This is a genomic window from Curtobacterium sp. ISL-83 (assembly GCF_018613895.1).
Classification (GTDB): Bacteria; Actinomycetota; Actinomycetes; order Actinomycetales; family Microbacteriaceae; genus Curtobacterium.
In genome coordinates, this window is the sequence record NZ_JAGGPH010000013.1 from 76,923 (window position 1) to 102,898 (window position 25,976).

Sequence of the window (25,976 nt, forward strand, 5' to 3'; positions counted from 1 at the left end):
CACCACGGCTGGACCCCTCGGCGGCACGACTCCTCGGGCGGTAGACAAGGGCATGCCCGCATCCCCTGACGTCCCGCGTCTGCTGCAGACCGTCCTGGACACACCAGCGCCGCGAGCGCTCGCGGAGTTCTACCGGAGGCTCCTGGGCCTCCGGTACCGGGACGGCGATGCGCCCGATCCGACCGAGGTGGCGGAACCCGACTGGCTGGTCCTCACCGATGACGACGGCACCCGGCGCCTGGCGTTCCAGCTCGCACCCGACATGCCGGAACCGCGGTGGCCGACCGGTACCCCGCCGCAGATGCTCCACCTTGACCTGACCGTCGAGTCCGCCGCTGCGCTCGAGCGGCAGCGAGCGCGCGCCCGGGATCTCGGCGCGGAGGAGCTGCTGGACCGCTCGGACGACGAGGACGAACCGCTCGTCGTCTTCCGGGACCCTGCAGGGCACCCGTTCTGCATCTTCGTCGCGCCGACTGGTCCCGCTCGGTAGGGAGATCCGCGAGACCTCTCGCGTTACCTACCAAACGGTAGGTAGACTGCCTCTCGACCGACGATCGCAGGAGGCACGGAATGACGCAGCGAGGGACCGCAACACGGGAGCGCGTCCAACAGGTCGCACTCGACCTGTTCACCAGGCAGGGGTACGAGGCGACGTCGCTGCGCGAGATCGCGGAAGCGGTCGGCATCAACAAGGCCTCGCTCTACTACTACTTCCCGAGCAAGGAAGCGATCCTGCAGTCGTTGTTCGACGACCGTGGGACCGAGGTCGAGCACCTGCTCGCCTGGCTCCGGGAGCAACCGCAGACGCCGGAGCTGCTCGAGGACGCGGTGCTGCGGTGGGTCGGGACCTTCACCGTCGAGAAGCTCCGAGCAACGCGCTTCATGAACGCCAACCCCCTGCTCACCCGGACGCTCTCCGACGCGAACGGGAACCGGATCGGTGGCTCGCTGCGGGCGTTCGCGGACGAGCTCGTGGGACTGCCGCCGGCCCTCGGCCCCGAGGACGCACTGCTGGTGCGGATGGCGATCCTGAGCATCAACGCCGCGGTCCAGGCCGCTGCGCACGCCCCGGACGCCGGGGACTCCGGGGACGCCGCGGACGCCCACATCGTCGCCGCTGCCCACCGCGCGGCCCGCGCGCTCGTCCGCGAAGTCCGAGCCGCGCGATGAACGTGTTGCTCGTCGTCCAGCTTGTCCTGGTCGGGCTGCTGGCAGGCGAGGAGTTCATCGTCCGGTGGGGCGTCCAGCGGGCCATCTCGAGACTGCCCGACGACGTGCACGTCCGGACGCGGATCGCGCTGGTCAAGACCCTCAAGGTCGTCGTCCCGATCCTCATCGTCTCCGCCGTCCTGGCCTCGATCGCGGTCGTCGTGGCCGACTGGTCGCCGTGGCGGATCGGGGGGATGGTCTCCCTGGTGGTGTTCGTCCTGGCGTCGTTCCTCGGGACGGTGCCGATCAACATCGGCGTCAACGACTGGGACCCGGCCGCGCCGCCGGCGAACTGGAAGCAGACCGTCCGGAAGTGGGAACGGATCGACGTGCTCCGCTCCACGGCGGCCGGTGTCGGGTTCGTGCTCTTCACCGTCGCCCTCGTCGCACAGCTCGGCTGACCCGCCCCCGGTCGGGACGGCAAGGCTCGGCACCGGACGACTCGGCTCGGCTCGTGCCAGGCCGCGACGGTTCAGGGGGCCGTGGGCGTTCAGACGGGAATGACCACGCGCTCTCCCGGTGCGATCACGCGGACGGGGACCTCCGGGACGAGCCGCCGAGCCGCCTCGACGTAGATCGTCGGGTCCCGGTCGCTCTTCAGGATGAAGCGGTCACCGATCGGACCGGCCGTGAACGCGTAGTGCTGCGGGATCGCCAGCTTCGGGCGGAGGACCGCCGTGAGCTCCGCGGCCTCCTCGGCGTTCATGACGACCTGCTTGTTCCCCGCCACGCGGATGTGGAGGCCGTTCACCGGCAGCAGTGTCAGGTCGAGGGGACCGAATCGATCGGTCAGCGTTCGCAGCTCCGGGGTGAGGAGCGTGTCGCCGGCGAAGTACACGCTGCGACCGCCGCCCGCGATGACGTACGTGACCTCGTGCACGCCGTGTTCACCGGGGGCAGCGTGGAACGTAAGGTCTCCGACACGCGTGGCCTCCCACGCCTCGAGCGGGGTTACGTTCGTGAAGCCGGCCTTCCGCGCCTTCTCGACGACGGGGCCCGCGACGATCATCGGGACGTCCTTGTCGGGGTACCGCTGGAACGCATCGAGGTCGCAGTGGTCGTAGTGCTCGTGGCTGATCACGACGGCGTCGAGGTGTGGCAGGTCCTCTGGTCGGAAGGCGATCGGTTCACCTGGGTGGTAGAAGGCCTTCTCCGAGAACCACGGGTCGGTGAGGACCATGAGTCCTCCGATCTCGATCAGGTGACAGCTGTGCGTGACGCGGGTGACGGCGAGTGCCTCGGTCATGACGGTTCCGTTCCTCGGTGGGCAGTCAGCGTGGGCGTCGACGAGGTCACCGGTGGTCCACCGCTCCGGCTGTGGGCACTCCGAGTGGCGTGATGACCCGACGACCGATGCGCCACCGCCCGTCACGGCGTCGAAGCTCGTCATCGTGGGACACGGCCTGGATCGAGCCGTCGGCCATGATCATCAGCCCTCGGGACTGTGCCGTCGCACGAGCGTCACCGTCGCTCGTCGCGATGATGTTCGTGACGAAGTGGGCAAGTGGTGCGTGCTCACTTGCCGCCAGCCGCCCCGCTGCGGCGCGGATCGCCTCGATCCCCTCGATGGCTCCGATGCCGCTCGCGGTGGCGGTCATGTCGTAGACCGCATCCGCTTCGAACAGGTCGTCCAGCCGATCGAGCTGGTTCGTGTCCACGATGGCAGCGTAGAGCGCAAGAGTCTCGCTGATGTCGAGACGGTCCTGGGTGGTGAGCATGCGCTGTCCCTCTCGGTTTTGGTACTCGGTACCGTAACACACTCAGTACCAGTCGGGGCGGAGTTCCGACAGCGGTAGGCTCAGTCCGTGTCGCAGAGCATTCCGGATGGTGAGACGCTCCGAGAGCGGAAGCGACGTCTCGTCCAGCAGCGCATCATCGACGCCGCTGACGAGCTGTTCGCCGCGAAGGGCTACGACGACGTCTCCGTCACGGACATCGCCGCTCGAGCTGACGTTGGGCGCACCACGTTCTTCCGGTACTTCGGCGACAAGGCCGAGGTCGTCTTCGCCCACGAGGAGGAGATGCTCGACCGGATCACCCGAGTGGCGGCGGACGAGCCCGTCGGCGCGGCCGGTACCGCAGCCGAGGCCGTCGCGCAGCTCCGAACCATCGTCGTCGCCCTTTGCGACCACGCGGCTGCCGACATCGCCGGTTACGCCCTCCACTACGAGTTGGTGGACAAGCACCCCGAACTGCGCGCCCACGATGCCTTCAAGACGCAGCTGATCGCCGAGCGGTTCACGATGCTCCTCGTGGAACGGGGAACGACAGCGTCCACGGCCGTGTTCGCCAGCCAGGTCGCGCTGGCCTGCTACCAGACAGCCCGACGTCGGGCGACGAGTCCCGAGCATCTCGGCGCCGAGACTCGTGCGGCGTTCGACGAGCTCGCGTCGCTCTGACCGCTCCTCGTGGTCGCCGACGAGGGAAGTGCAGCGGCACAGAGCACGCGAGAGGCCGACCATCGGCCCGACCGTCGCGCCTTGCGCGCGAAACCATGTGCGAGACTTCCGACGGCACTGGGAGGGGCAATGACACAGCAACGGGGCGGGGCCATCGTGCCGAGCAGGGCGGTGCACACGGACGTCGTGTTCGTGGTGCTCGCGGTGACCGGGGTGGCTGCATTGCTGGCAGGAGCGTGGGGCGCATTCACCGGACCAGGCCCGAACGACATCCCGGACTGGGCTGTGATCTGCCTGATGTACGGCATCACCGCTGGAGTCGCAGGGTGCATCGGAGCGCCGCTGATCATCGGCATCGCCCGCCGTGACCGAGCAACGCTCGCGCTCGTCCAGACGCACCGACCACGCGCACTTGCACTCCCTGGCGCGGTCAGCAACCACACGCTCCTGCGGAGCCTTCGTGCGCTCAGCCCGTCCGCCCCGACACCACGATCAGTCGTCTGGGCAGTCGACGAGCACGGCATGGAGTTGTGGCAGCCGCAATCGGTCGTCCCGGTGCTCACCGTTCCGTGGGAGCGAGTGGTCTCGACCTCCACCGACCTGATGCCGCAAGGACGAGCAGTCATCGCCGTGGCGGTCCTCAACCTCGGGGAGGGACATCAACTTCGGTTTGCGCTCCGGAGGCGATTCGGCGGGATCACGCTCATGGGCCGGGATCGGCTGGACGATGTCCTCCGCGACTTCGCAGAAGTAGCGCAACCCACGGCCGGCACGCACCGCTGAACACAAGGACATGCTCGCTCCCGGCGCATCGCTGTGCAGGGGCGATCGCCTCCAGGAGCGGCCCTCAGGACCTCCGGCGCGCACCCTGTCGATACCCGAGCCAACCCGCCAGCAAGAGCAATCCGACGACGACCACTCCTGCGCCGACGAGGCTCGCGGTCGAGAGGACGTGCACACCCGCTGCCGTGAAGGTCGTGCCGGAAAGAGGCGCGTAGGCGAACCATCCGGAGGACACAGGTCGTGACGCAGCAACAGCGAGGATGACGATGCCGACGACCATCACTGCCAGGGCAGCGGCCAGCACGAGTCGAGAGGTCAGATGGTCACGCCGGGTCATGACTGGACCCTAACGGGACGAGCCACGGACGAGAACGCCCCTGAGCTCTGAGCTCTGGGCGCTGGTCGGGGTCGGGCTCGTCGAGGTGGTCTTCTCGGCCTGGTACGTGTCCAAGGAGCATCTGTATGGCCTATCGCTCTCCGGGACGCCGATGCGACTTGGAGATGCCGTATCGGCGCAGCTCAACGCCCCCGCGGAGCTCGGTCGACAGGAGGGTGGCGTCGTAGTGCTCCAACGTCGCGATCGAGGGGGCGTTGTCATCGCGGCAGACAACCAGGACCGGGTCGATGCCGACGCGGGATGCGTGCGCAAGCACCTGGCCGAGCGCCCACGTCGCCACGCCACGACCGCGTGCGGATGGACGAATCCCGTACCCGACGTGACCAAACCGCTGCACGCTCGCATCGCCCGGCGCGCGAAGTGCGATCCCACCGAGGACGCGCCCGTCCTCGACGACCCACCAGAGCGCCCCCGGCCGGGCGTTCAGCCGGCCCACCCAGATTCGGAAATCGTCCTCGTTGCCGAGGTCGTCGTTTTCGGTGATCCCGAACCCGTCCTCGTGCGGGCCCGGCCCCCACTCTTCGTGGGCTTCGGACCACGCCTCGTACATCCCGACCTGCGGTCTCACCAACTCGAGCATGTCCAAGTATCACAGCGAAGCATCGCGATCGGCGATCCACTCTCGACCAGACACGAGCTTGCTGCGTGAGTTCGCGATCGGGTCAGTCCTCGCGCACGGAGCGGCGTTCGAGTTCATCGCGGAGCGCGTGGATCTCGGCAGTGAGTTCTCGGAGCTCGCGTCGTGTCGCGGTCTGCGCGTCGTCCTCACGGCGACCGACCTGGTCGATGATCCAACTCGCGATCGTCGCCGTCACCACACCGAGCAGCGCGATCCCGCTGATCATCACGCCCGCGGCGATGAATCGCCCCTCCACACTGACGGGTGTGAGGTCGCCGTAGCCGACGGTGGTGATCGTGACGAGCGCCCACCAGAGGGCGTCCCCGAAGGACACGATCGTCGCTCCCGGCGCGTGCCGTTCGACGTCGTACATCGCAAGCGCCGACACGAACACCAGCAACACCGTCGTGACCACCACGTACACCGACACCCGACCACGCACCGCGGCGCCGCCACTGCGATGCAAGGCCTGGAACAGCTGCACGAGACGAAGCAACCGCAACGGACGGAGGAACGGCAGCGCGATCGCGGCGAGGTCCAAGAGGTGCCGCACGAACCACCGCCCACGCTGCTCCGCGAGCATGAGCATGACGACGTAGTCGACGATGAACATCACCCACGTGATGTTGATCACCAACTCACACACCAGCAGCAACCCACCCCGTGGATCTGCGAGCACCTCGACCGCGTACGCGGCGAGGAACGCCGTCGCGGCGACAGCAAGCGGCCACTGCGTCCGACCCGACCAACGCTCCTGCGTCCAATTCATGCCGGAACGCTAACGCTCCCGCCCCGCCACCTCGAGCACCAATCGCCGCTGTGGAGTCGCTCGTCTCCGGTGGACGATCGGTCATCGGGACAGCGTTCCCTCTGCGTCGGGCCGAGGTGCCGTGACGCTTCGTTCCCCCGCCCGGTAACCTGCGCCAGATGAGCATTTCGGACTTCGACGTGGAGCCCGTCGTCGGGCCGCGCGTGTGGATGGTGCTGCTCGGAGTCGTGGGTGCGGTAGCCGGTCTCCTCGCCGTCATCGGGTGGCCGTTGCCGATCATCTCCTCGACGCACAACAGCTCGGGGCGCCACGCGTGGGCACGGACTGTTCGCGGGGTCCAGGACTGGTTCGCGCATGACGGCTGGAGGATGTCGGGCTCGTCATGGATCTACGGCGCGTTGGCGGTCGCAGCCGTGGCCGGGATCGTCGTGTTGCTGCACCCCACCTGGAGCGCTTCGCGGGCACTGCTGGTCGTGGCCGGCCCGGCCGGCGTGCTTCTCGTCCTCGGCCCCGTGGCCCAGTGGGCGCTGGGCTTGCCGTGGTCGAACTACGGGGCGGGCTCGACCAGCGGGATGGCGCTCGGGGTGGTCACCACGCTCGCCGGAGGCGCTGCGATCACCGTGCTGCGCCGAGCTGCGCGGCGGAGCACCGCCCCGAAGGACGGCGCAACAGCGCCGCCCCAGGGCCTGCGGTAGAGCGGCCGGGCGCAAGCAGCGCAACAGGCCGGTGGCCGATCTGCCAAGGGACGGTCCCGGCACCCGGCGCTGCTCGATACCCCGCCTGCCTCCCGAACGCGGCCGCTGAGATGTGCGTGCTGCTGCTCCGTCCTGCATGGTTGTCTCCGTGACCGATGTCCCGCGTCCCCAGATCATCCTGGTTCCGCCCCGTGCTCGGCTCCTGCTGCAGGTCGCCTCGGCGGTCGCAGTTGCGGTCGCTGTCACAGTGCTCCTCGCGGCCCGAACCCTCTGGCCAGTGAGTGCGGCGTTGGTGGCCACCGCGGTGCTCGTCTTGGTTCGCGGGGTGCGTGCGCGCATCGAGCTGTGGGGCGATGCCTTGGTCGTGCGGGACTACCTCTTCTCGACGCGGATCCCGCGCCACCGCATCATGACGGTCCACCGATTCCCGTCGATCGACTGGCGGGACTCGGACGGGATCCCTCGTGAGACGCTCGTCAACGCCTTCGATCCGCAGCAGTCGCCGTTGATCGGCCCCACCAATGCGGACCTCAGCCGGATCCGCGAACAGCTCCAGACCTGGCTCGACACGTGATCTGACCCCGACGCTGCATCGGACGGTCACGTCCGCTGCGCCCGCTTCGCGTCGCAGCGGTCCCGCGGAAGGTTGGTCGACCATGGCAGGCTGCGGAGATGACTGCATCGCCGATCACGCGTTCGACGCTTCTCGATCAACCGCTCGGTGGCGGCATGGACGTCGCACACGTCGAGGTGCGACGAATCTCGATCGCGGCCGGCACCACGGGCGGCGCGCACATCCACAACGGGCCGGTCTTCGGGACGATCGAGAAGGGATCGGTCACGTTCCAGATCGGCGACGGGACAGCGACCACGCTCCGCGCAGGCGACGTGTTCTACGAGCCCGCCGGGGTCGTCGTGTCGAAGTTCGACACCTCGGCTGAGGACGTCGTGTTCCTGGGCTACTTCCTCCTCGCCGATGGTGCACCTCCTGAGATCGAGTTCACCTCGCAGGCCTGACCGGGCTGTCTCGGTCCGCGTCCGACCGGGGCTGGGGGCAACCGGTCCTCCTGCGGACATCTGTGTGCCCTGGGTTCGCCGAGTGTGTATGAACCTCTCATGCGGACAAAACGACTCCGGCCCGGCCGAGCGTGCCGAACCACGGGTGACCGGTCGTGAGCACCACGACACCAGCGCGCGCGGGCGGGAACGGCCCCGGCGACGACGGCGCGGTCGAGAGCCCGACCGACCTCAAACGCCCCACCTGGCGGTACACGCTCGGGAAGGCGTGGAAGGAGTTCATCTGGGACACGTGCACCGACCTCGCGGCCGTCCTGACGTACCACGCGGTGTTGTCGGTGTTCCCCGCGCTGCTGGCCCTCGTCGCGCTCCTGGGCCTGGTCGGGCAGGCGAAGAGCACGACCTCGGCGCTCCTCAACATCGCCGACACGGTGGCGCCCGGGGCCGACGCGACGCTGAAGGGTCCGATCGAGACACTCGTCGCGTCGCCGAGCGCGGGGATCGCCCTGATCGTGGGGCTCGCCGTCGCGGTGTGGTCGGCGTCGGGGTACGTGCGCGCGCTCTCCCGGGCGATGAACCGGATCTACGAGGTCGAAGAGGGCCGCCCGATCTGGACCTACTTCCCGATCATGCTCATCACCACGGTGTGCCTCCTGGTCCTCGTCGCGCTCATGGGCCTGCTCCTCGTCGTGGCGGGACCCATCGCAGAGACGATCGGCGGTGCGATCGGCCTCGGCCACCAGGCGGTGACGGTGTGGAACATCGCCCGCTGGCCCGTCCTCGTCGTGCTGGCCGTCGTGATGCTCGCGCTGCTGTACTACGCGACGCCCAACGTGAAGCTGCCGAAGTTCAGTTGGATCAGCCTCGGCGCGGTCATCGCCCTGGTCCTGATGGCACTCGCCTCGCTCGCGTTCAGCTTCTACGTGGCGAACTTCTCGCACTACAACAAGACGTACGGTGCGATCGGTGGGGTGATCGTCGGCCTCCTGTGGTTGTGGATCATCAACCTGGCCGTCCTGTTCGGTGCGGAGTTCGACTCCGAGGCCGAGCGGGGACGAGAGCTGCAGTCGGGCATCGCTGCCGAGGAGCAACTCCAGCTGCCCGTGCGCGACGACCGTGCCACGGTGAAGCGACACGAGCAGGAACGGGCCGCCGTGCAGAAGGGCCGTGCCCTCCGCCTCCGGTTCGGGAAACCAGACGCCCAGCCGAGCGACACCCCGACGAGCGACGCCCGATCCACGCGTCACTGATCCGCGGTGCGCCCCACCGATCGTGAAACCGCGGAGCACACGTCCTCGGCGCCTCCGCGCCACAGCCAGCGTCGCCGGTTGGCGGTCGTGCTCGCCATGAACCTCGCCCTGATCGGGGGCCTCGTCACCGTCGGGATCACTGCCGACTCGGTGGGCGTCCTGGCAGCGGCCGGGGACACCCTCGCCGACTCGGTCGCCCTGGTCCTCGGGCTGATCGCGGTGAGCCTCCGTGACCGCGACCCTCACCGGCCGGGCGCGAAGCGCCCGATCGCGGTCGTCGCCCTGCTCAACGCCACCCTGCTCATCGCCGTGGCCGTCACCGTCGCGGTCGAAGCGTTCCTGCGGCTCCGACGCGGCGCTCCAGCGGTGCTCGGACTGCCGATGGCCGTGATCGCGCTGATCACCGTGGTCGTGATGGTCGCTGGCGCCCTCGTGCTCGGGCTGTCGGCGCATCGCGAGGACCTCCACATGAAGTCCGTCCTCGTCGACACCCTCGGAGACGCCGCGGCGGCAGCTGGGGTGCTCGTCGCCGGGATCCTCATCTGCGTCACGGGCGGCACCTTCTGGCTTGACCCGGCCCTCGCGCTCGTCCTCGCCGCGGTCATCGGCGTCGCCGGCACACGACTCGCGATCCAAGCCGTCGCTGGGCTCCGAGGAGCAGACCTCCACACCGACGACTAGCGGTCACCCGAACGTGGCATCGTGGGCCCCATGCGATCGACGGAGAGCGAACTGAACTGGTCCGGCACCGTCACGTACACCGCCGAGCAGGTCGTCCGCCCCCGGTCGATCGACGAGGCCGCCGACCTCGTCGCCCATTCCCCCCGCGTGCACGGCCTCGGCACCCGGCACTCCTTCAACGACGTCGCCGACACCCCCGGCGTCCTGCTCGACCTGACGGGGATCCCCACGGACCTCGTGGTGGCCGATGACCGGCGCACCGCGACCATGGGCGCGGGGACCCGCTACGGCCTGGTGGCCCCGGACCTCGACGCCGCCGGGGTCGCCCTGCACAACACGGGCTCCCTGCCGCACATCTCCATCGGTGGTGCGATCGCCACGGGGACCCACGGCTCCGGCACGGCCCTGGGCTCGTTGAGCACCGCCGTCACCGCGCTCGAGGTACTCGGCCCGGACGGCGAGACGTCCACGATCCGGCGTGGCGATGCCGACCACCTCGGGGCGGTCCTGCACCTCGGGCTGCTCGGCATCGTCACCCGGGTCACGGTCGACGTCCAGCCGTCGTACCGGATGCGGCAGGACAGCTACGGGCCGATCCCGTGGCGCAGGTTCGCTGACGACGCGGCGACGGCCTTCGCCGCCGGGTACTCCGTGGGGGCCTTCACCGACTTCGGCGACACCGTCCGCGAGGTCCTCGTCAAGTCGCGCGTCCCGGACGGAGCTGCGGACGTGGACGTGCCGGACGACGTGCTCGGGGCACCGCGGCTCCCCGGCGTCCCGGGAGACCACCACCACACCGCGCGTGACGGCTCGGTCGGGCCGTGGTGGGACCGGCTGCCGCACTTCCCCATCGGTGGCACGCCCTCCGTCGGCTCCGAGGTGCAGAGCGAGCACTTCGTCCCGCTCCGGCACGCTGCGGCGGCGCTCGACGCGCTCCGCGGGATGGCCGACCGGATCCAGCCGCACCTGCACGTGTCCGAGCTCCGGACCATGGCCGCGGACCCGTTCTGGCTCAGCCCCACCCAGGGCGAGGACGTCCTCTGCATCGCCTTCACGTGGCGGAAGCACCCGGTCGAGGTCGCGGCACTCCTGCCCGACCTCGAAGCCCGACTCGCTCCCTTCGGCGGCCGCCCCCACTGGGGCAAGATGAGCTCGCTCGACGTCGGGGCGATCGACGCGCTCTACCCGGAGCTGCCCGCGTTCCGCGCGCTGGTCGCACGCCGCGACCCGGAGCGGAAGTTCGCGTCCGCCTTCGGCGAGCGCGTCCTCGGCGTCTGACCAGGACCGGTGCGGGCCGACGGAGCCAGACGGACGGTCCGGATTGGAGGCACGCCTCCCCTCCCACAGACCGGTCACGCGAGCGCAGTGACGGTCTTCGTCTCCCCGTCCCAGTGGCGCACCCCGCCGACGGCGAGCAGTTCGGGCAGCGGTGCGACGGCGAGCGCCGCGAGCGCTCGGGGCAGGTCCTCGTCGCGGACCCGGCGGGCGAGCGTCACGTGCGGTGACCACCGGCCGGGCAGCGAGGTCTCGAGTCCTCCCGGAGCCACCGCGTGCACGGCCTCGTGGAAGGCGGCGAGCGCCCGGTCGACGACCACGGCGCGGACCAGGACGTGCCGCCCGGCTCCGGCGTCGAACAGCAGGACCCCGCCGAGCCGGATGGTCGACGGCAACAGCACCGGGGTCGCCGCCGGCACGGGCAGCTCCGGCCCGGCGGCGAGCGTCACGTGCGGGCTGTTCGTCCCCGATCGGCCGAGACTCGGCAGGTCCGCGTCGACCAGGGCGGACCAGGCCGACCGGACCGCGGCGTCCGACGCTGGGTCGAGGACGAGTTCGATGCTGCGCACCACCCGAGTCAACCAAGCGGTGCCGTGCGACCGATGTAACACGGCGGAACGCAACTCGCACCGTGTCGGGTGGCCCGACACACTCGACTCCACGCCGCGGACGACCGCGGTGCCCCACAGCACAGCACGGTCCCGAGGAGTTCCACCATGTCCGCAGCACCCGCACTGCCCGAGAAGCCGAAGGGCAAGCGTCCGATCGGCTGGATCATCGCCGCCGCGGTCGTCGTCGTGGCGATCGTCGTCGCCGTCATCGTCGGGGCGGTCCGCTCCGGCAGCTCGGACGGCGCTGCTCCCGGCGCCGGCAGCGGCAGCCCGAAGACGGTCACGATCGGCGTCGCGGACAAGTCCCTGTCGTACTGGGCCACGTACACGAAGCTCGCGAAGGAGAAGCTCAACGTCACCGTCAAGCTGACGAACTTCTCGGACTACTCGCTGCCGAACCCGGCACTCAAGGACGGCACGCTGGACATCAACCAGTTCCAGCACATCCAGTACCTCGCCGACTACAACGTCACCGCGGGTGACTCCCTGCAGCCGATCGGGTCGACGGCGGTCTACCCGCTGCCGCTCTACTCGACGAAGTACCACAAGACCTCCGCGCTGCCGAGCGGCGCGAAGGTCGCGGTCCCGAACGACGCGATCAACGAGGCCCGCGCGCTGCTCATCCTGCAGGCGGCGAAGCTGGTCACCCTGAAGGACGGTGGCTCGGCGTTCGCCACGACGGACGACATCGTCACGCACAAGGTCGACGTCCAGCCGCTCGACGCCTCCCAGACCGCGAACGCCCTGCAGCAGGGCTCGGTCGACGCCGCCGTCGTGAACAACAACTTCGCCACCGCCGCCGGCCTGCCGATCTCGGACGCGATCTACCAGGACGACCCCGCGAGCGCGAGCGCAGCCCCCTACGTCAATGTGTTCGCCGTCCGCAAGGCGGACAAGGACAACACGACGTACCTGGCCCTCGCCAAGCTCTTCCAGGACTCCTCGGTCCAGAAGGTCTTCAAGAAGGACCTCCCGCAGGCGGTGTCCCGCAACGTGAGCGCGTCGACGCTGCAGAGCGAGCTCGCGAAGGTCGAGCAGGACGCGAAGGCGGCCAAGAAGGCGTGAGCGCCCTCGTCGAACTCCGCGGCGTCTCGAAGCACTACCGCCGCGCCGACACCGGCGAGACCGTGGTGGCCGTCGAGGACGTCTCCCTGGACGTGCACCGTGGCGAGGTCCTCGGGGTCATCGGGTACTCCGGTGCCGGCAAGTCCACCCTGGTCCGGCTCGTCAACGCCCTGGAGCTCCCGAGCTCCGGCAACGTGACGGTCGCCGGCCAGGACCTGACGGCGATCCCCGAGCGGGATCGCCGTCAGGCGCGTCGGAAGATCGGCATGATCTTCCAGCAGTTCAACCTGTTCCGGTCGCGGACGATCGCCGGCAACGTGGCGTACCCGCTCAAGGTCGCTGGTGTCCCGAAGGACGAACGGGACCGCCGCGTGGCGGAACTCCTGGACTTCGTCGGCCTGCTCGAGCGTGCCCACGCCTACCCGGAGCAGCTCTCCGGTGGCCAGAAGCAGCGCGTCGGGATCGCGCGTGCCCTCGCGACGAACCCGGAGCTGCTGCTCGCCGACGAGGCGACCAGTGCGCTCGACCCGGACACGACCGCCGAGGTGCTCGCGCTCCTCCGCCGCGTCAACCGCGAACTCGGCGTCACCATCGTCGTGATCACCCACGAGATGGACGCCGTCCGGCAGATCGCCGACCGTGTGGCCGTGATGGAGCAGGGCCGGGTCGTCGAGGTGGGTGGCGTCTACGAGGTCTTCTCCGCCCCGCAGACCGACGCCGCCCAACGCTTCGTCCGGACCGCGCTGCACGATCGCCCGTCCGCCGAACAGCTCTCCCGACTCCGTGAGCACCACCCCGGACGGATCGTCACCGTGCAGATCACCGACGAGCAGGGCCTGCAGAACCGCATCGACCGGGTCTGGCGAGATCACGACATCGCCGCCGAGCTGGTGTTCGGCGGTGTCGGCGAGATCCGGGAACGCCGCATCGGTTCGCTCACCTACGAGCTCACGGCCGCGGACGGTCCGTCGATCGACCGCGCGCTCGTGGCGCTCCGGACCGCCGGCATCACCGTGGACGAGGAGGCCGCCGCGTGAACAACACCTTCCAGAGCGTGATCGACACGTTCGACGTCTTCGTCTCCTCGATCCGCGACACCATCGTGATGTCGCTCGTCTCCCTCGTGATCGCAGGGGTCATCGGGCTCGCGCTCGGCCTCGCGCTCTACGCGACCCGTCCGGGCAACCTGCTCGGCAGCCGGACCGGGTACACGATCCTGAACGTCGTCGTGAACCTTGTCCGCCCGATCCCGTTCGTGATCTTCCTGGCCGCGATCGCCCCGCTGTCACGGGTGGTCGTGCAGACGACGATCGGCGTCCCGGCGGTGACGTTCGCGATCTCGCTGGCCGCGTCCTTCGCGGTCGCGAGGATCGTCGAGCAGAACCTGCTCTCGGTCGACCCCGGTGTGGTCGAGGCGGCACGGGCGTCGGGTGCGCACCCGATGGGCATCCTGCTCACGGTGCTCATCCCCGAGGGCCTCGGTCCGCTCATCCTCGGCTACACGTTCATCTACGTCGGCATCGTCGACATGACCGCACAGGGCGCGCTGATCGGTGGCGGCGGCCTGGGCGAGTACGCGATCACCTACGGGTCGCAGCGCTACGACTGGTGGATCGTGTACGTCTCGGTCGCCGTGATCGTCGTCATCGTGCAGCTCGGCCAGTTCATCGGCAACCGACTCGCCAGGGCGACGCTCCGTCGCTGACGCACGTGGTGCAGTCTGCGACGCACGGGAGGCCCGGTGCCGGTCCACGGGACCGGCACCGGGCCTCCAGTCGGTCGCCCTGGCGCGTCGGGGACGCGAGGTCAGGCGGCGGGCACGTCCACGGTCTCGACGGCGCCGGTCGCGCCCGGGTGCTCGTAGTGCGCGCGCACCAGGATCGGCCGGTGGTCGGAGATGCCCGCGGGCAGGGTCTCGACGCCGGCGATGTGCAGTCCGACGCTCGTCGCGAAGTCGAAGTGCCCGGTGAACTTCCGGTACCGCAGGTAGGTGGGCTGGTCGGAGAGCGACAGCGCGAAGCCGTGCTGCTCGATCTTCCGCCGCAGGTTCGTCTGGAACCAGGGGTAGTTGAAGTCGCCGACCATGATCGCGGGGGCCTCGGTCGACAGGTCGCGGACGAACTGGTGCGCGGCCTCGATCTGCTTGCGACGCAGGGAGTTGGTGGCGGTCAGCGGGGAGGCGTGGAACGAGGCGACGATGACCTCGGCGTCGGCCTGGTGGTCATGGAGGTGCATCGCGATGAGGCGCTCGTGCGCGGGCGCCAGCACACGGTCGTGCAGCGACTTCTGCAGCGAGTGGATGCTGAAGTCCTGCACGTCGAAGCGGTCGTCGCGCTTGTAGATCGCGAGCCCGAGTCGGTTCGCCTTCGTCGAGGCGGCCAGGGACAACCCGGCGATCGACTGCGCGAGGTCGTTGCTGTCGCACTCCTGGACGCACAGGACGTCCGCGTCGCTCGCTTCGACCAGCGCGGCGAGCTCGCTGTTCGCGGCGTGTTCACGCAGGTTGTAGCTGACGACGCGGAGGGGGATCGGTGGTGCAGCGGTGTCCGCTGCGGAGGTCTCGTGCTGCTCTGGCACCGCCATGCTGCCTTCCGTCCTGGTCTGCTGCTCACCCTGCCGCGGTAACCGTACTCGGGCACGGCAAGCAGTTGCTGAGACTGTAGCGTCCGCCGGGTTTCGGGCGCGTGACGGGCGCGGGAACGGTCTGCCGTGCTGCGGTCAGGCGCGGACGCGTCGGGCGGGTCTGACGGTCTCCCCCGCGGTGCGGCTCATCAGGAGACCTTCCAGGCAGGCGACGGCGAGCAGCACGGCGATCACCCAGAACGTCACCTGGTACGGCCCGCTCGCCCCGAGCCCGGCGGCTGCACGCAGGACGACGGCGGCGACCGCGACGCCGAACCCCGCGGCCGTCTGCTGCAGCGTCGACGAGAGCGTGTTCGCCGGGGTCATGTCCTGCTGCTCGACGTCGGCGAAGGCGATCGTGTTGTAGGCCGTGAACCCCACCGAGCGTGCGGCGCCGCTGACCACGAGCAGCACGGCGAGCAGCCAGAACGGGGTGTCCTCGGTCATGAACGCCATCGCGACCACCGTCAGTGCCGCGACGGACGTGGCGACGATGATGACCGCGCGGTACCCGAACCACCGCAGGAACGGCGTGGTCATCGGCTTGATGCCGAGGTTGCCGACGAAGACCCAGAGCACCGCCGAGCCAGCGAGCACGGCGCTCCACCCCCAGGCGTCCTGGAAGAGCAGCGGCAGGACGAAGGGCACCGCGGAGACGGCGAGCCGGAACAGGCTGCCCCCGGCGTGCGAGATCCGGAAGGTCTCGAGCCGGAACGCGTCGAGCCCCATGATCGGGTGTGCGGCTCGCCGGAAGTGCCGGACGGCCGACCAGCAGCACACCGCGCCGACGACCCCGGCGACGACGACCGCGACGATCGGGACGCGGTCGAGCGCCAGCAGTGACGCCATCACCACGAGCGCGCCGAGGCCGAGGCACGCGAGCACCGAGCCGAACCAGTCGAACGGCACGCGCTCCGGTGCCCGCTCCTGCGGGACGAGCACGAGCGCGGCGACGAAGGCGACGACCCCGAGCGGGAGGTTGATCAGGAAGATCCAGTGCCAGCCGACGGTGTCGACGAGCACCCCGCCGACGAAGGGCGCGATGATCGGCGCCGCGAGGGCCGGCCAGGTGAGGATCGCGATGGCGGTCACGAGCTGGTCGCGCCCGGCGCTCCGGAGGACGACGAGGCGGCCGACGGGCACCATCAACGCCCCGCCGAGCCCCTGCACGATGCGCCAGATCGTCAGGTCGACGAGCCCGGTGGAGAGCGCGCACAGCGCGGACGCCACGGTGAACAGCGCGATCGCGGATGCGAACACGGTCCGCGAACCGATGCGGTCGGTCAGCCAGCCGCTGACCGGGATGAACACGGCCAGGGTGACGAGGTACGCGGTGATCGTGACGCCGACGGCCGCCGGGTCGACGCCGAGGTCCCGTCCCATCGCGGGGGCGGCGGTCGCCAGGATCGTGCCGTCCAGGAGCTCCATGAAGTAGGTGCCCGCGACGAGCACGGCCACCGCGGTGCTGCTCCGTCGTCTCGTCGTCATCGTCGCCGTCATCAGCGGAGATGCTATGCCCGCCCGACGACGGAGGCTGGCGCGTGACGACGACTGTCCGCGCAGCGCTTCTGCAGTGCAGAATGACCGCCACCGTGGCATTGCCCCGCGACACCCCGGGCGGGGAACGTGGGGGCACCGCGACGACGACTGGAGGATCGATGACGACCACCCGCACGAGCGCGGCTGCCCCTGTGCCCGCGTCTGGCGCTGTGCCCGCTGCGGTTCCCGGCACGGTGACGACGAAGGGTGCCTGGGACCCGTCCGCGCCGACGCCGCACCACGTGCTCGACCACGCGCACCTGCCGGTGATGACGCTGCGGCAGTCCGCGCTCGAGAACAACACGGCGGTCATGCAGGCCTACGTCGACCGCCAGGGCTTCCTGTTCGCGCCGCACATGAAGACGCACATGGCCCCCGCGCTCGCCCGACGCCAGATCGACGCCGGTGCGTGGGGTGTGACCGTCGCCTCGGTCCAGCAGGCGATGGTCGCGTGGGAGCACGGCATGCACCGGATCATCGTCGCGAACGAGCTCCTCGACCCCGCCGGACTCGCGTGGCTCGCCACCCGCCGCGGTCTCGACCCGGACGCCGACGTGGTGTGCTGGATCGACTCCGTGGCCGGGGTCGAGGCCGCCGTCGCCGCACAGCAGGCGGTGGGCGGCGCCCTGCACGTGCTCGTCGAGGTCGGGTTCCCCGGCGGGCGCACCGGGGTCCGCACGCCCGAGCAGGCCGAAGCCCTCGCCCGGGCCGCGTCCGACGCGGGCCTCGTGCTCCGCGGGGTGTCCGGGTACGAGGGCGGGCTGCCCGGCGTGGACGCCGCACGGGACTACGTGGCCGGCGTGCTCCGGGTCGCCGTGGCCGTCCGGCCGCTCGTGCCCGGGCCGCGTGCACTCCTCAGCATGGGCGGCAGCGCGTGGTTCGACGCCGTGGCCGACGCCGTCTCCGCCCGCACCGACGACCTGGACGTCGTGCTGCGGTCCGGCGCCTCCCTCACCCACGACGACGGCTTCTACGCGGAACGGACGCCCTTCGGCCGACGACCGGCCGAAGGCGCACTGCTGCCCGCGATCGAGGTCTGGGGGCGCGTCACCTCCTGCCCGGAACCCGGACTCGCCCTGGTCGCGGTCGGCAAGCGGGACATCTCCTTCGACGAGGGACTCCCCGTCGTGCGCTCGATCCGCCGGGCGGCGCACACGCCGGACCCGGGGCCGGGAGGCTCGGCACCGGTCCCCGGGTCCGTCCCACCGCCCGGGGCGGTCACCGTCACCCGGTTGGACGACCAGCACTGCTACCTGGCGGTCGACGAGGAACGGGTCGGTCTGACGCCCGGAGACGTCGTCGTGTTCGGGATCTCGCACCCCTGCACGGTGTTCGACAAGTGGCGGGCGGTCCACGTCATCGACGACGACGACACCGTCCTCGAGACGATCGCGACGTGGTTCTGATGCGCGCGACGCTGCCGGCCTCCGAACCCGGGGACATGCCGGCACGCAACGCCGCGCTGTCCCTCCGCCGCGGGCTCCGGTTGCTCGACCGCATCGCCGACCGCACGCGCAACGGCGAGCCCTCGGTGTCCCTCGGCGAGCTGGCGGCGGACCTCGGCACGTCGAAGTCGACGGTCCTGCGACTCACCGCCCCGATGGTCGAGAACGACCTGCTGCGCCGGACCCCGGACGCGGGCTTCACGCTCGGGCTCGGCGCGCTCCTGCTCGGACAGAGCTACCTCGAGGGCATCGACCTCCGCTCGGCCGCCGCACCGTTCCTCCGCCGCACCGCCGAACGCACCGGCCTGACGTGCCACCTCGTGGTGCCGGACGGCACCGACATCGTGTACGTCGACAAGGTCGAGACCCGCGGTACGGTCCGGATGGGGTCGCGGATCGGCAACCGCCTGCCGATGCGGAACACCGCGTCGGGCAAAGCGATCGTGGCGTTCGGGGAACCCGAGCTCCTCGACCGCGTGCTCGCCGAACCGGCCACCGCGATGACGGAGCACTCGATCACCGACGACGACCGCTGGCGGGACGAGGTCGAACGGACCCACGGCCGCGGGTACGGCATCGACGACCGTGAGAACGAGCCTGACATCCGGTGCGTCGCCGCGCCCGTCCTCGACCACGCCAACCAGGTCGTCGGCGCGATGAGCATCTCCGGCCTGGCGACACGGTTCCCCGCGGCTGCGGTGCGGGAACTCGGGCTCGGGGTCGTCCGGACCGCCCAGGAGATCTCCGTCGCCCTCGGGTCGTCCTCGGCGCAGCTCGCCCTCGCCAGGAGCGTCCGGTGACGGGGCGGGTCCTGACGATCGGTGAGACCATGCTGCTCCTCACCGGGCAGGGGGTCGGCGCGGTCTCCGACCTCGAGGCCGTGACGGTCGACACCGGCGGCGCCGAGAGCAACGTCGCGATCGGCCTGGCCCGCGCCGGGGTCCCCGTCACCTGGGTGGGCCGCGTCGGGACGGACCCGGCAGGCGACCGGGTGCTCGACGACGTCGCGCGGGAGGGCGTGGACGTCATCGCCGTGCGCGATGCGGAGCGGTCGACCGGGATCATGATGAAGGAGCGGCTCGACGACGGCCGGACCCGGGTGACGTACCACCGGCGGGGATCGGCGGCCTCGGCGTTCACCCCCGAGGACGTCCCGGCGAGCGTCGTCGAGACGGCGGCCCTCGTGCACGTCACCGGCATCACGCTCGCCCTGTCCGACAGCGCCGCCGACACCGTGACCGCCGTGCTCGACCGCGCCGAGCAGTCGGGTGTCCCGGTGTCCTTCGACGTGAACCACCGGCCGAAGCTCATCGACGCGGAGACCGCACGCGCGCGGTACCGCGACGTGGTCCGGCGTTCCGACATCGTGTTCGCCGGCGACGACGAGGCGCGTCTGGTGCTCGGCCGCGACGAACCGGGCGACGACGAGGACGACGCCGACGTCCTCGCACACGCGTTGGCGGCGATGGCCCGGGGCCGCGCGGTCGTGAAGCTCGGCTCGCGGGGGGCGGTCGCCTCCATCGACGGCGTCCTGTTCCGTCGGTCAGCCACCCCCGTCCGGGTCGTCGACCCCGTGGGGGCCGGGGACGCCTTCGTCGCCGGCTGGCTCGCCGCCGCGCTGGCGGGGGCGGCGCCGACGCTGGCACTGGACCGGGCCGCCGATGCCGGGGCCCTCGCCTGCACGGTCCCGAGCGACTGGCACCGCCCCGACCCCGCGGGGCTGTCCGGCACCGACAGCCCGGAGCGGGTCGACCACGCGGAACGGGTCGACCACGCGGTGCACGACCGCGTCGACCGCTGACCGCCCTCCCGATCACGAGCACGAGCACGAGGAAGCGCACGATGACGAACCACACGATCTCGACCGACCCGGCGTCTCCTGGCACGACCGACGCATCCGAGCGGACGTCCGGCCCGTCGTCGACCCCGGGGGCCATCCGCCACCGGCACGCGGCCGGTCCCGCGATCGCGATCCTCCGCGGCGGGACGGGGGCGCACGTCGAGGACGTCATCGCGACCCTGGTGGACGCCGGTGTCCGTGCCATCGAGATCACCACGAACACGCCGAGGTGGCGGGAGGGCATCGCGTGGGCGACGGAACGGTACGGGACCGCCGCCACCGTGGGTGTCGGCACGGTGCTCGAACCGCGGCAGCTCGACGAGGCCGCCGCGGCGGGAGCGACGTTCGCGGTGAGTCCGCACCTCGACCCCGAGATCGGCGAACGTGCGCACGAACGCAGTCTCGGTTGGTACCCGGGTGCGGCGACCCCGACCGAGATCGTGCACGCGTGGCGACTCGGTGCCCGCGCCGTGAAGGTGTTCCCCGCCGCGCAGCTCGGCGGCCCGGGGTTCCTCCGACAGGTCCTCGCCCCGCTCGACTTCGTGGACGTGATCCCGACCGGCGGCATCGGGATCGACGACGCCACCGACTACCTCGCGGCCGGAGCGATCGCGGTGGGACTCGGGTCACCACTCGTCGGGGACGCGCTCACCTCGGGCGACCTCGATGCCCTGCGGTCCCGGGCTGCGCGCCTCGTCACCGCACTCTCGTGACCACCGTCCCGACGCACGGAACCGGGACTCCCCCGGTGGTGCTCCGCGGTGGCTCGGTCATCGGTGCGGACGGTGAGCCGGTCCGGGCCGACGTCCTGGTCGGCCAGGGGACGATCCTGGCGGTCGGACGGGTGACTGACCGCCCGGCGGACGCGCTCGTGGTCGACTGCGGCGAGCGCCTCGTCCTGCCCGGGTTCGTCGACGCGCACTCGCACGCCGGGTCACTCGTGTTCGACGAGGACGTCCAGCTCGCCCTCCTGCGGCAGGGCGTCACGACGATCATCACCGGGCAGGACGGCGTCGGGCCTGCGCCCGGCGACGGATCCTCCGCGGCGACGGGGTTCGCGGCGATCGACGGCCCGCACCCGACGTTCCGGGGCGGTGGCATCGCCGCACTGCTGGCGACCTACGACGGCACGACACCCCTCAACGTCGCGACGCTGGTCCCCGCGGGAACGGTGCGCCACGAGGTGATGGGCGACGGACCCGGGCCCGCGACCGTCGAGCAGCTCGCCGCGATGCGGGCCCTCGTCCGGCAGGGGCTCGACGACGGAGCAGTCGGGCTCGCGACCGGGCTCGACTACGTCCCGGGACTGCACGCGGACACCGCTGAACTCGCGGCCCTCTGCGCCGAGGTGGCCGCGGCCGGCGGCTGGTACGTCTCGCACATGCGCGGCGGCTACGAGACGAACATCGCCGAGGGCATCGACGAGATCATCCGGATCAGTCGCGCGACCGGTGTCCGAGCCCATGTGTCCCACCTGCACGCCCCGGTCGACCTGGCGCTCGCCGAACTCGACCGGGCGCGGGACGCCGGTGTGCCGCTGTCGTTCGACGCGTACCCGTACTCCCGCGGGTGCACCGTCCTGTCGATGCTGCTGCTGCCCGCCGCCCTCGCGCGCCCAGGTACCCGCGACCTCGCGCGGGCGGTGCAGGACGACGAGGGTCGAGCGCGGGTCCGGGGTGCCGTCCTCGACCGGGTGCTCGCGCGCGCCGACCTCGGGACGGGCTGGGCGGACCAGATCACGCTGTCACACGTGCCGGCGCCGGAGTTCCACGCGCTGCAGGGCCGGACCCTCGCCGACGCTGCCGCCGCGACCGGCACCGACCCGGTCGACCTGGCGCTGGACGTCCTGCTCGACTCGGACCTGCAGGTCACGGCGATCATGCGGGTCCCACGGCCCCGGACGGCCGACGAGCTCGCCCCGCTGTTCCGCCACCCGGGGCACACGGCGGGGTCGGACGGCATCTTCGTCGGCACCCACCCGCACCCTCGTGCGTTCGGGACCTTCGCGCGGTACCTGGAGGAGTACGTGCGGGGCGGCCGGTTGTCCTGGCTGGAGGCGCAGGAGCACCTGGCGACGAACGCCGCCGAGCGCTTCGCTCTGGGCGCCCGTGGCACCGTGCTCGACGGGCGGGGAGCCGTCGCGGACCTCGTGGTGGTCGACCCGGAGGCGGTCGCCGCCCGATCGACGTACCGCGCGCCCATGCGCCTGGCGGTGGGGATCGACGACGTCCTGGTCGCCGGTGTCCCGGTCCTGCGTGACGGCGCCCTGACGGGTGCGACGCCGGGCACCGGACTCCGGCGCGAGCGTCGGCCGACCAGTCGGTCGGTCCGGTTGGACTGAGGGAGCACTCAGACGCGCGGGCGGTGTGTGCGAGTGGTCAGGACGCGCTGGGGAGGACCGCGACCACGTCGATCTCGACGAGGATCCCCGCCAGGTGCGACTGCACGGTGGTGCGGACCGGGTACGGCTCCGAGAAGTGCTTCGCGTACTCGGCGTTGAACGCGGCGAAGTCGCGGTCCGAGTGCTCGAGGTGCACGGTCGACTTGACCACGTCGTCCAGCGTCGCGCCGTGCTCAGCGAGGACGGCCGCGACGTTCGCCAGGACCTGCGCTGTCTGCCCGGCGACGTCCGCGGCCATGGCGCCGGTCGCGGGGTCCTGCGGGCCGAACCCCGCCGTGTAGAGGAAGCCGTTCGCGACGATGCCCTGGCTGTACGGGCCCGCGGGCTTCGGGGCGTGGTCGGTGACGATCGCGGTCTTCGGCACGAGATGGCTCCTCGGGGTGGTGGTGGTCGCGGCGGTGGTCGGTTCCCAGGCTAGGCGGGGTCCGGAGGACGGAACCGGCCACGATGCGGACCGGTGGTGCACTGCAGAACGCGGCACGCGCCTCCCGTCCGGTCGTCCTCGCCCGTTTCCAGGCGCGCTCGTCTACCCTCGGGATGTGCCGTCTGCCCAACCCGAACTGCGCGGAGCGCTCACGTGACCCGTCTCGACGGCACGCTGACCGAGTCGCTCGCGACCGGGCGTCGGCGTGTCCTCGACACCGTCACGACCCTGCCCGCTTGGGCTGCCGTCCTGCTCATCTGGACCGGCGGTCGCGTCGTCTCGACGTTCTGGCTCGCCCTGGCCTACCCGCTGGTCGGTCGCACCCAGCCCGCCAACGCGATCTGGGGGAACGGCCACGGCTTCTTCGACTTCCTGACGGCGTGGGACGGCCAGTACTACGAGCAGATCTCGCTGCACGGCTACCCGTCGGTCCTGCCCCTCGACGCCGCTGGGCACGTCGCGCAGAACGCCTGGGCGTTCCTGCCGGCGTTCCCGTTCACGATCCGGATGCTCACCGTCTCCACGGGCTTGCCGTTCGACATCGGCGCGCCGGTCGTCGCACTGCTCGCCGGCCTGGTCGCCGCGTTCCTCCTGCACCGGCTCGTCCGCGACCACGCCGGCAACGCCGCGGCGATGTGGGCCGTGTTCTTCTTCACGTGCGGGCCGCTGTCGTTCCTGCTCGAGGTCGGGTACGCCGAGAGCATGTTCCTGGCGCTGACGTTCGGCGCACTCCTCGCCCTCGAGCGGCGGCGCTACGGCCTGCTGACGCTGCTCGGGGTGGCAGCGGCCTTCACCCGCCCCGGGGCGCTCGCGATCCCCCTCGTGCTCGGTGTGGTGGCCGCGGTCCGCTGGGTCCGGGCCCGACGCGGCAACGAGCGGACGCTGGACGTCTTCCCGCTCCGGGAACAGCTCGTCGTCCTCGGCGCCGGCGCGGTGATGACCCTGGCGGGTGTCGCGTGGCCGCTGATCGCCGCGCACACGACCGGGGACGCCAACGCGTACCTCGAGACCGAGATGTCCTGGTGGGTGAACTTCATCGGACGGGTCGACTTCATGCCCCTGACGCCGTGGTTCCTCATCGCCAGCCGCTGGCTCGGCATCGGCGGCGTGCTCATCGTCCTGTTCATGCTCGTGGCCTTCCCGGTGTGGCTGCTCCGGCGATCCACGAAGCGGCTCGGGTTCACCACCGTCGTGTTCTCTGCCGCGTACGCGCTCTACGTCTTCGCGGTGTCCCTGCCGATGGCGTCCACCCCGCGCCTGCTCATGCCGTTGGCGCCGCTGTTCGGGTCGCCGGAACTCGTGGCACGACCGCGGGTGCGGTGGGTCTTCGTGACCGCCGCCGTGCTCGGGCAGCCGGTGCTCGTCGCGGTGCTGTGGCTGCTCGGGCCTCCGTGACCTGACGCCCCTACCGGGCCCCTGGTCGCACGCGCGCCCGGGTCCCGCCGATCGCGGCGGTCCCCGGGCGCGGTGTCGTCCGGTGGTGTCCCTACAGCTGCAGCGTCCCGTGGTCGCCGGTGTCCGGCTGGCTCTGCTTGCCGATCGCGGCCTTCAGCGTCTGCACGAGGCTGCCGACCGGGCCGGTGTCCTGCGTCCAGTACTCGACCGACTCCCCCTCGACGGTGAGCAGGCGGATCGACGGGTCACTGCGGCCCTCGGGGAACCACGCTTCGGCGAACGGGGACCACAGCTCGTCGATGACGCTGTCGTCCTTCGACACCGTGGCGGTGCCCGCGATCGACAGGTAACCGCCCTGCGACTCGATCGCGACGTTCACGTGCGGGTTGCGCGCGATGTCGTCGACCTTCTCGCTACCGTCCTGCACCAGGAACCGGAGGGTCCCGTGGAACGCCTTGTCCTGCACCGCGAGCGGCCGGGCGTGCAGGTGCCCGTCTTCGCTCACCGTGGTGAGCAGTGCCGTGTGTGCGCCGTGGACGATGTCCGAGATGGCGGCGCGCTGGTCGGCGAGTGTGTCGGTCATGATGCTCCTTTGCGTCCTGCGCCCCCGAGCAGCGACGTGCGGTCCACGGGGACCGACGAGCGGTCCGGTACCGACGCGCGGCCCGCGGGGCCGTACCGTTCGCGCCAGTCTGCCCTTCCAGCCTGGGCGCGTCCAGCAGCCTGGGCACGTCCGGCAGCCTCGGCACGTCCGGGCCGCTCGACCGGCGTGGACGAACGGACCTGCGCCGGACGGGCTCGCGGGGCTGGCGAGTCCGGGTCAGCGGGTCGGGCGGGTTCGCGGGCGGGGTGGGTCAGCGGGTCAGGCGGGTGAGCGGCTCAGGCGGGTTCGCGGATCGTGGTCTCGACGTCGACCACCTGCGGGATGCGCGGCATCGACGCGAAGCCGAACGCGACCGGCGGGTCGAGCGGCGCGATCGACCCGAGCGACTCCCCCGCCCAGGTGCCACTGACGCCCGTGACGTCGTGCGCCCCGGTCACGCCGTAGTACTCGCGGCGTCCGTTCCCGGCCGAACCGGCCGTCCCCGACCCGGGTGCCAGGATCCGCGCGACCGGGTCGATGGCGGCCAACCAGCGCGGGTCCCGGGCGATGGGCTTCGGGACGATGCGCAGGATGCGCCCGAGGGGCGAGATGTCGCCGACCGCGATGGAGGCACGCAGCGGTCCGGCGTCGAGCTCCAGTCCGCGGGCGGTGCGTCGGGCATGCACGTCGACGACCGCCACGGAGTCGAACCGGTAGGTGCCGGACACGTACGCGGCGACGAGTTCGTCGGGTGCGAGCAGGACACTAGTGCCGTCCGGCTGCTCGAGGAACACGTCGGTGAACGGGCCGAAGGGCGATCGTTCCCACATGCCGACGACGATCCGCACCCCGGAGGTCGTGCCGACGCCGAGGATCTTGCCGCGGAAGCGTCGTTCCGTCGTCGAGGTCGGTCGGAGCATGGCGTCGACCGTACCCGGGACACCCGTGAGCCGACGG

General features: G+C 71.0%; 31 protein-coding genes. 20 read left to right on the top strand and 11 right to left on the bottom strand.

Going from position 1 to position 25,976, the window contains the following annotated elements; genetic code table 11:
- Positions 1–52: 52 nt before the first annotated feature.
- From J7E22_RS12985 to J7E22_RS12995, 3 genes are all read left to right on the top strand, one after another.
- Positions 53–490, top strand: a complete 438-nt coding sequence (locus J7E22_RS12985; RefSeq protein ID WP_214982223.1) for a VOC family protein — start codon at positions 53–55, stop codon at positions 488–490.
- 80 nt (positions 491–570) lie between these two features.
- Positions 571–1,170 carry a TetR/AcrR family transcriptional regulator gene (locus J7E22_RS17995; protein ID WP_214982224.1) on the top strand — a complete coding sequence of 200 codons (600 nt, stop codon included), beginning with the start codon at positions 571–573 and terminating at the stop codon, positions 1,168–1,170.
- Positions 1,167–1,610: an anthrone oxygenase family protein gene (locus J7E22_RS12995; RefSeq protein WP_214982226.1), complete on the top strand. Its 444-nt coding sequence runs from the start codon at positions 1,167–1,169 to the stop codon at positions 1,608–1,610. The genes J7E22_RS17995 and J7E22_RS12995 overlap by 4 nt, the downstream gene beginning before the upstream one ends.
- Before the next feature lie 89 nt (positions 1,611–1,699).
- On the opposite strand, the gene J7E22_RS13000 is transcribed toward J7E22_RS12995, so the two are convergent.
- On the bottom strand, positions 1,700–2,455 hold the full coding sequence (locus J7E22_RS13000; protein ID WP_214982227.1) for an MBL fold metallo-hydrolase: 756 nt from the start codon (positions 2,453–2,455) through the stop codon (positions 1,700–1,702).
- Between the two features lie 46 nt (positions 2,456–2,501).
- Positions 2,502–2,927, bottom strand: coding sequence for a nuclear transport factor 2 family protein (locus J7E22_RS13005; protein WP_214982229.1), 426 nt, complete (start codon positions 2,925–2,927; stop codon positions 2,502–2,504).
- Positions 2,928–3,014: 87 nt separating this feature from the next.
- Here J7E22_RS13005 and J7E22_RS13010 point away from each other — a divergent pair, with 87 nt between their 5' ends.
- Positions 3,015–3,608, top strand: a complete 594-nt coding sequence (locus tag J7E22_RS13010; protein ID WP_214982231.1) for a TetR/AcrR family transcriptional regulator — start codon at positions 3,015–3,017, stop codon at positions 3,606–3,608.
- Positions 3,609–3,737: 129 nt separating this feature from the next.
- Positions 3,738–4,391 (top strand): hypothetical protein, encoded by a 654-nt coding sequence (locus J7E22_RS13015; RefSeq protein ID WP_214982234.1) that lies wholly within the window; start codon positions 3,738–3,740, stop codon positions 4,389–4,391.
- Positions 4,392–4,455: 64 nt separating this feature from the next.
- On the opposite strand, the gene J7E22_RS13020 is transcribed toward J7E22_RS13015, so the two are convergent.
- From J7E22_RS13020 to J7E22_RS13030, 3 genes are all read right to left on the bottom strand, one after another.
- Entirely contained in the window at positions 4,456–4,728 is a 273-nt protein-coding gene (locus tag J7E22_RS13020; protein ID WP_214982235.1) for a cbb3-type cytochrome c oxidase subunit I, read from the bottom strand.
- A 130-nt stretch (positions 4,729–4,858) separates the two neighbouring features.
- Positions 4,859–5,368 carry a GNAT family N-acetyltransferase gene (locus J7E22_RS13025; protein WP_251009139.1) on the bottom strand — a complete coding sequence of 170 codons (510 nt, stop codon included), beginning with the start codon at positions 5,366–5,368 and terminating at the stop codon, positions 4,859–4,861.
- Positions 5,369–5,450: 82 nt separating this feature from the next.
- On the bottom strand, positions 5,451–6,176 hold the full coding sequence (locus J7E22_RS13030; protein ID WP_214982239.1) for a potassium channel family protein: 726 nt from the start codon (positions 6,174–6,176) through the stop codon (positions 5,451–5,453).
- Between the two features lie 158 nt (positions 6,177–6,334).
- Between J7E22_RS13030 and J7E22_RS13035 the strand changes: the two genes are divergently transcribed.
- From J7E22_RS13035 to J7E22_RS13060, 6 genes are all read left to right on the top strand, one after another.
- Positions 6,335–6,871 (top strand): hypothetical protein, encoded by a 537-nt coding sequence (locus tag J7E22_RS13035; protein ID WP_214982240.1) that lies wholly within the window; start codon positions 6,335–6,337, stop codon positions 6,869–6,871.
- A 148-nt stretch (positions 6,872–7,019) separates the two neighbouring features.
- Positions 7,020–7,445: a hypothetical protein gene (locus J7E22_RS13040; protein WP_214982242.1), complete on the top strand. Its 426-nt coding sequence runs from the start codon at positions 7,020–7,022 to the stop codon at positions 7,443–7,445.
- 98 nt (positions 7,446–7,543) lie between these two features.
- Positions 7,544–7,888, top strand: a complete 345-nt coding sequence (locus J7E22_RS13045; protein WP_214982244.1) for a cupin domain-containing protein — start codon at positions 7,544–7,546, stop codon at positions 7,886–7,888.
- 155 nt (positions 7,889–8,043) lie between these two features.
- Positions 8,044–9,138 (top strand): YihY/virulence factor BrkB family protein, encoded by a 1,095-nt coding sequence (locus J7E22_RS13050; protein ID WP_214982246.1) that lies wholly within the window; start codon positions 8,044–8,046, stop codon positions 9,136–9,138.
- Between the two features lie 78 nt (positions 9,139–9,216).
- A complete protein-coding gene (locus J7E22_RS13055) occupies positions 9,217–9,819 on the top strand; it encodes a cation diffusion facilitator family transporter (RefSeq protein ID WP_214982248.1) in 603 nt (200 codons plus the stop codon).
- Positions 9,820–9,849: 30 nt separating this feature from the next.
- On the top strand, positions 9,850–11,097 hold the full coding sequence (locus J7E22_RS13060) for an FAD-binding protein (RefSeq protein WP_214982250.1): 1,248 nt from the start codon (positions 9,850–9,852) through the stop codon (positions 11,095–11,097).
- A gap of 74 nt (positions 11,098–11,171) precedes the next feature.
- Here the strand turns inward: J7E22_RS13060 and J7E22_RS13065 are convergent, their stop codons facing one another.
- The gene (locus tag J7E22_RS13065; protein ID WP_251009112.1) at positions 11,172–11,663 is read right to left on the bottom strand and encodes a 2'-5' RNA ligase family protein; all 492 of its coding nucleotides are present in this window, start codon (positions 11,661–11,663) and stop codon (positions 11,172–11,174) included.
- Positions 11,664–11,810: 147 nt separating this feature from the next.
- Between J7E22_RS13065 and J7E22_RS13070 the strand changes: the two genes are divergently transcribed.
- Genes J7E22_RS13070 through J7E22_RS13080 form a run of 3 tightly spaced genes read left to right on the top strand, consistent with a single transcriptional unit; the run spans position 11,811 to position 14,475 of the window.
- Positions 11,811–12,770 carry a MetQ/NlpA family ABC transporter substrate-binding protein gene (locus J7E22_RS13070; protein WP_214982254.1) on the top strand — a complete coding sequence of 320 codons (960 nt, stop codon included), beginning with the start codon at positions 11,811–11,813 and terminating at the stop codon, positions 12,768–12,770.
- Complete coding sequence (locus tag J7E22_RS13075) at positions 12,767–13,807, top strand: methionine ABC transporter ATP-binding protein (protein WP_214982256.1); 1,041 nt, start codon at positions 12,767–12,769, stop codon at positions 13,805–13,807. The genes J7E22_RS13070 and J7E22_RS13075 overlap by 4 nt, the downstream gene beginning before the upstream one ends.
- Positions 13,804–14,475, top strand: a complete 672-nt coding sequence (locus tag J7E22_RS13080) for an ABC transporter permease subunit (protein WP_308159252.1) — start codon at positions 13,804–13,806, stop codon at positions 14,473–14,475. The genes J7E22_RS13075 and J7E22_RS13080 overlap by 4 nt, the downstream gene beginning before the upstream one ends.
- Before the next feature lie 101 nt (positions 14,476–14,576).
- Here the strand turns inward: J7E22_RS13080 and J7E22_RS13085 are convergent, their stop codons facing one another.
- Complete coding sequence (locus tag J7E22_RS13085) at positions 14,577–15,353, bottom strand: endonuclease/exonuclease/phosphatase family protein (protein ID WP_214982257.1); 777 nt, start codon at positions 15,351–15,353, stop codon at positions 14,577–14,579.
- A 135-nt stretch (positions 15,354–15,488) separates the two neighbouring features.
- Positions 15,489–16,892, bottom strand: a complete 1,404-nt coding sequence (locus J7E22_RS13090; protein WP_214982258.1) for an MFS transporter — start codon at positions 16,890–16,892, stop codon at positions 15,489–15,491.
- A 158-nt stretch (positions 16,893–17,050) separates the two neighbouring features.
- On the opposite strand from J7E22_RS13090, the gene J7E22_RS13095 reads away from it, so the two are divergent.
- Genes J7E22_RS13095 through J7E22_RS13115 form a run of 5 tightly spaced genes read left to right on the top strand, consistent with a single transcriptional unit; the run spans position 17,051 to position 22,557 of the window.
- Entirely contained in the window at positions 17,051–18,337 is a 1,287-nt protein-coding gene (locus J7E22_RS13095; protein ID WP_214982259.1) for an alanine racemase, read from the top strand.
- A complete protein-coding gene (locus J7E22_RS13100; RefSeq protein ID WP_251009142.1) occupies positions 18,337–19,176 on the top strand; it encodes an IclR family transcriptional regulator in 840 nt (279 codons plus the stop codon). The genes J7E22_RS13095 and J7E22_RS13100 overlap by 1 nt, the downstream gene beginning before the upstream one ends.
- Positions 19,173–20,177, top strand: coding sequence for a sugar kinase (locus J7E22_RS13105; protein ID WP_214982261.1), 1,005 nt, complete (start codon positions 19,173–19,175; stop codon positions 20,175–20,177). The genes J7E22_RS13100 and J7E22_RS13105 overlap by 4 nt, the downstream gene beginning before the upstream one ends.
- A 41-nt stretch (positions 20,178–20,218) precedes the next feature.
- On the top strand, positions 20,219–20,929 hold the full coding sequence (locus J7E22_RS13110; RefSeq protein ID WP_214982262.1) for a bifunctional 4-hydroxy-2-oxoglutarate aldolase/2-dehydro-3-deoxy-phosphogluconate aldolase: 711 nt from the start codon (positions 20,219–20,221) through the stop codon (positions 20,927–20,929).
- Complete coding sequence (locus J7E22_RS13115; RefSeq protein WP_308159253.1) at positions 20,926–22,557, top strand: amidohydrolase family protein; 1,632 nt, start codon at positions 20,926–20,928, stop codon at positions 22,555–22,557. The genes J7E22_RS13110 and J7E22_RS13115 overlap by 4 nt, the downstream gene beginning before the upstream one ends.
- Before the next feature lie 37 nt (positions 22,558–22,594).
- Here J7E22_RS13115 and J7E22_RS13120 read toward each other — a convergent pair whose 3' ends face one another.
- Entirely contained in the window at positions 22,595–22,981 is a 387-nt protein-coding gene (locus J7E22_RS13120; RefSeq protein ID WP_214982263.1) for a RidA family protein, read from the bottom strand.
- A gap of 213 nt (positions 22,982–23,194) precedes the next feature.
- Here J7E22_RS13120 and J7E22_RS13125 point away from each other — a divergent pair, with 213 nt between their 5' ends.
- Complete coding sequence (locus tag J7E22_RS13125) at positions 23,195–24,436, top strand: hypothetical protein (protein WP_214982264.1); 1,242 nt, start codon at positions 23,195–23,197, stop codon at positions 24,434–24,436.
- 91 nt (positions 24,437–24,527) lie between these two features.
- On the opposite strand, the gene J7E22_RS13130 is transcribed toward J7E22_RS13125, so the two are convergent.
- Positions 24,528–25,019: a pyridoxamine 5'-phosphate oxidase family protein gene (locus J7E22_RS13130; protein ID WP_214982265.1), complete on the bottom strand. Its 492-nt coding sequence runs from the start codon at positions 25,017–25,019 to the stop codon at positions 24,528–24,530.
- A gap of 296 nt (positions 25,020–25,315) precedes the next feature.
- Positions 25,316–25,939 carry a hypothetical protein gene (locus J7E22_RS13135; protein WP_214982266.1) on the bottom strand — a complete coding sequence of 208 codons (624 nt, stop codon included), beginning with the start codon at positions 25,937–25,939 and terminating at the stop codon, positions 25,316–25,318.
- Between the last annotated feature and the right edge of the window lie 37 nt (positions 25,940–25,976).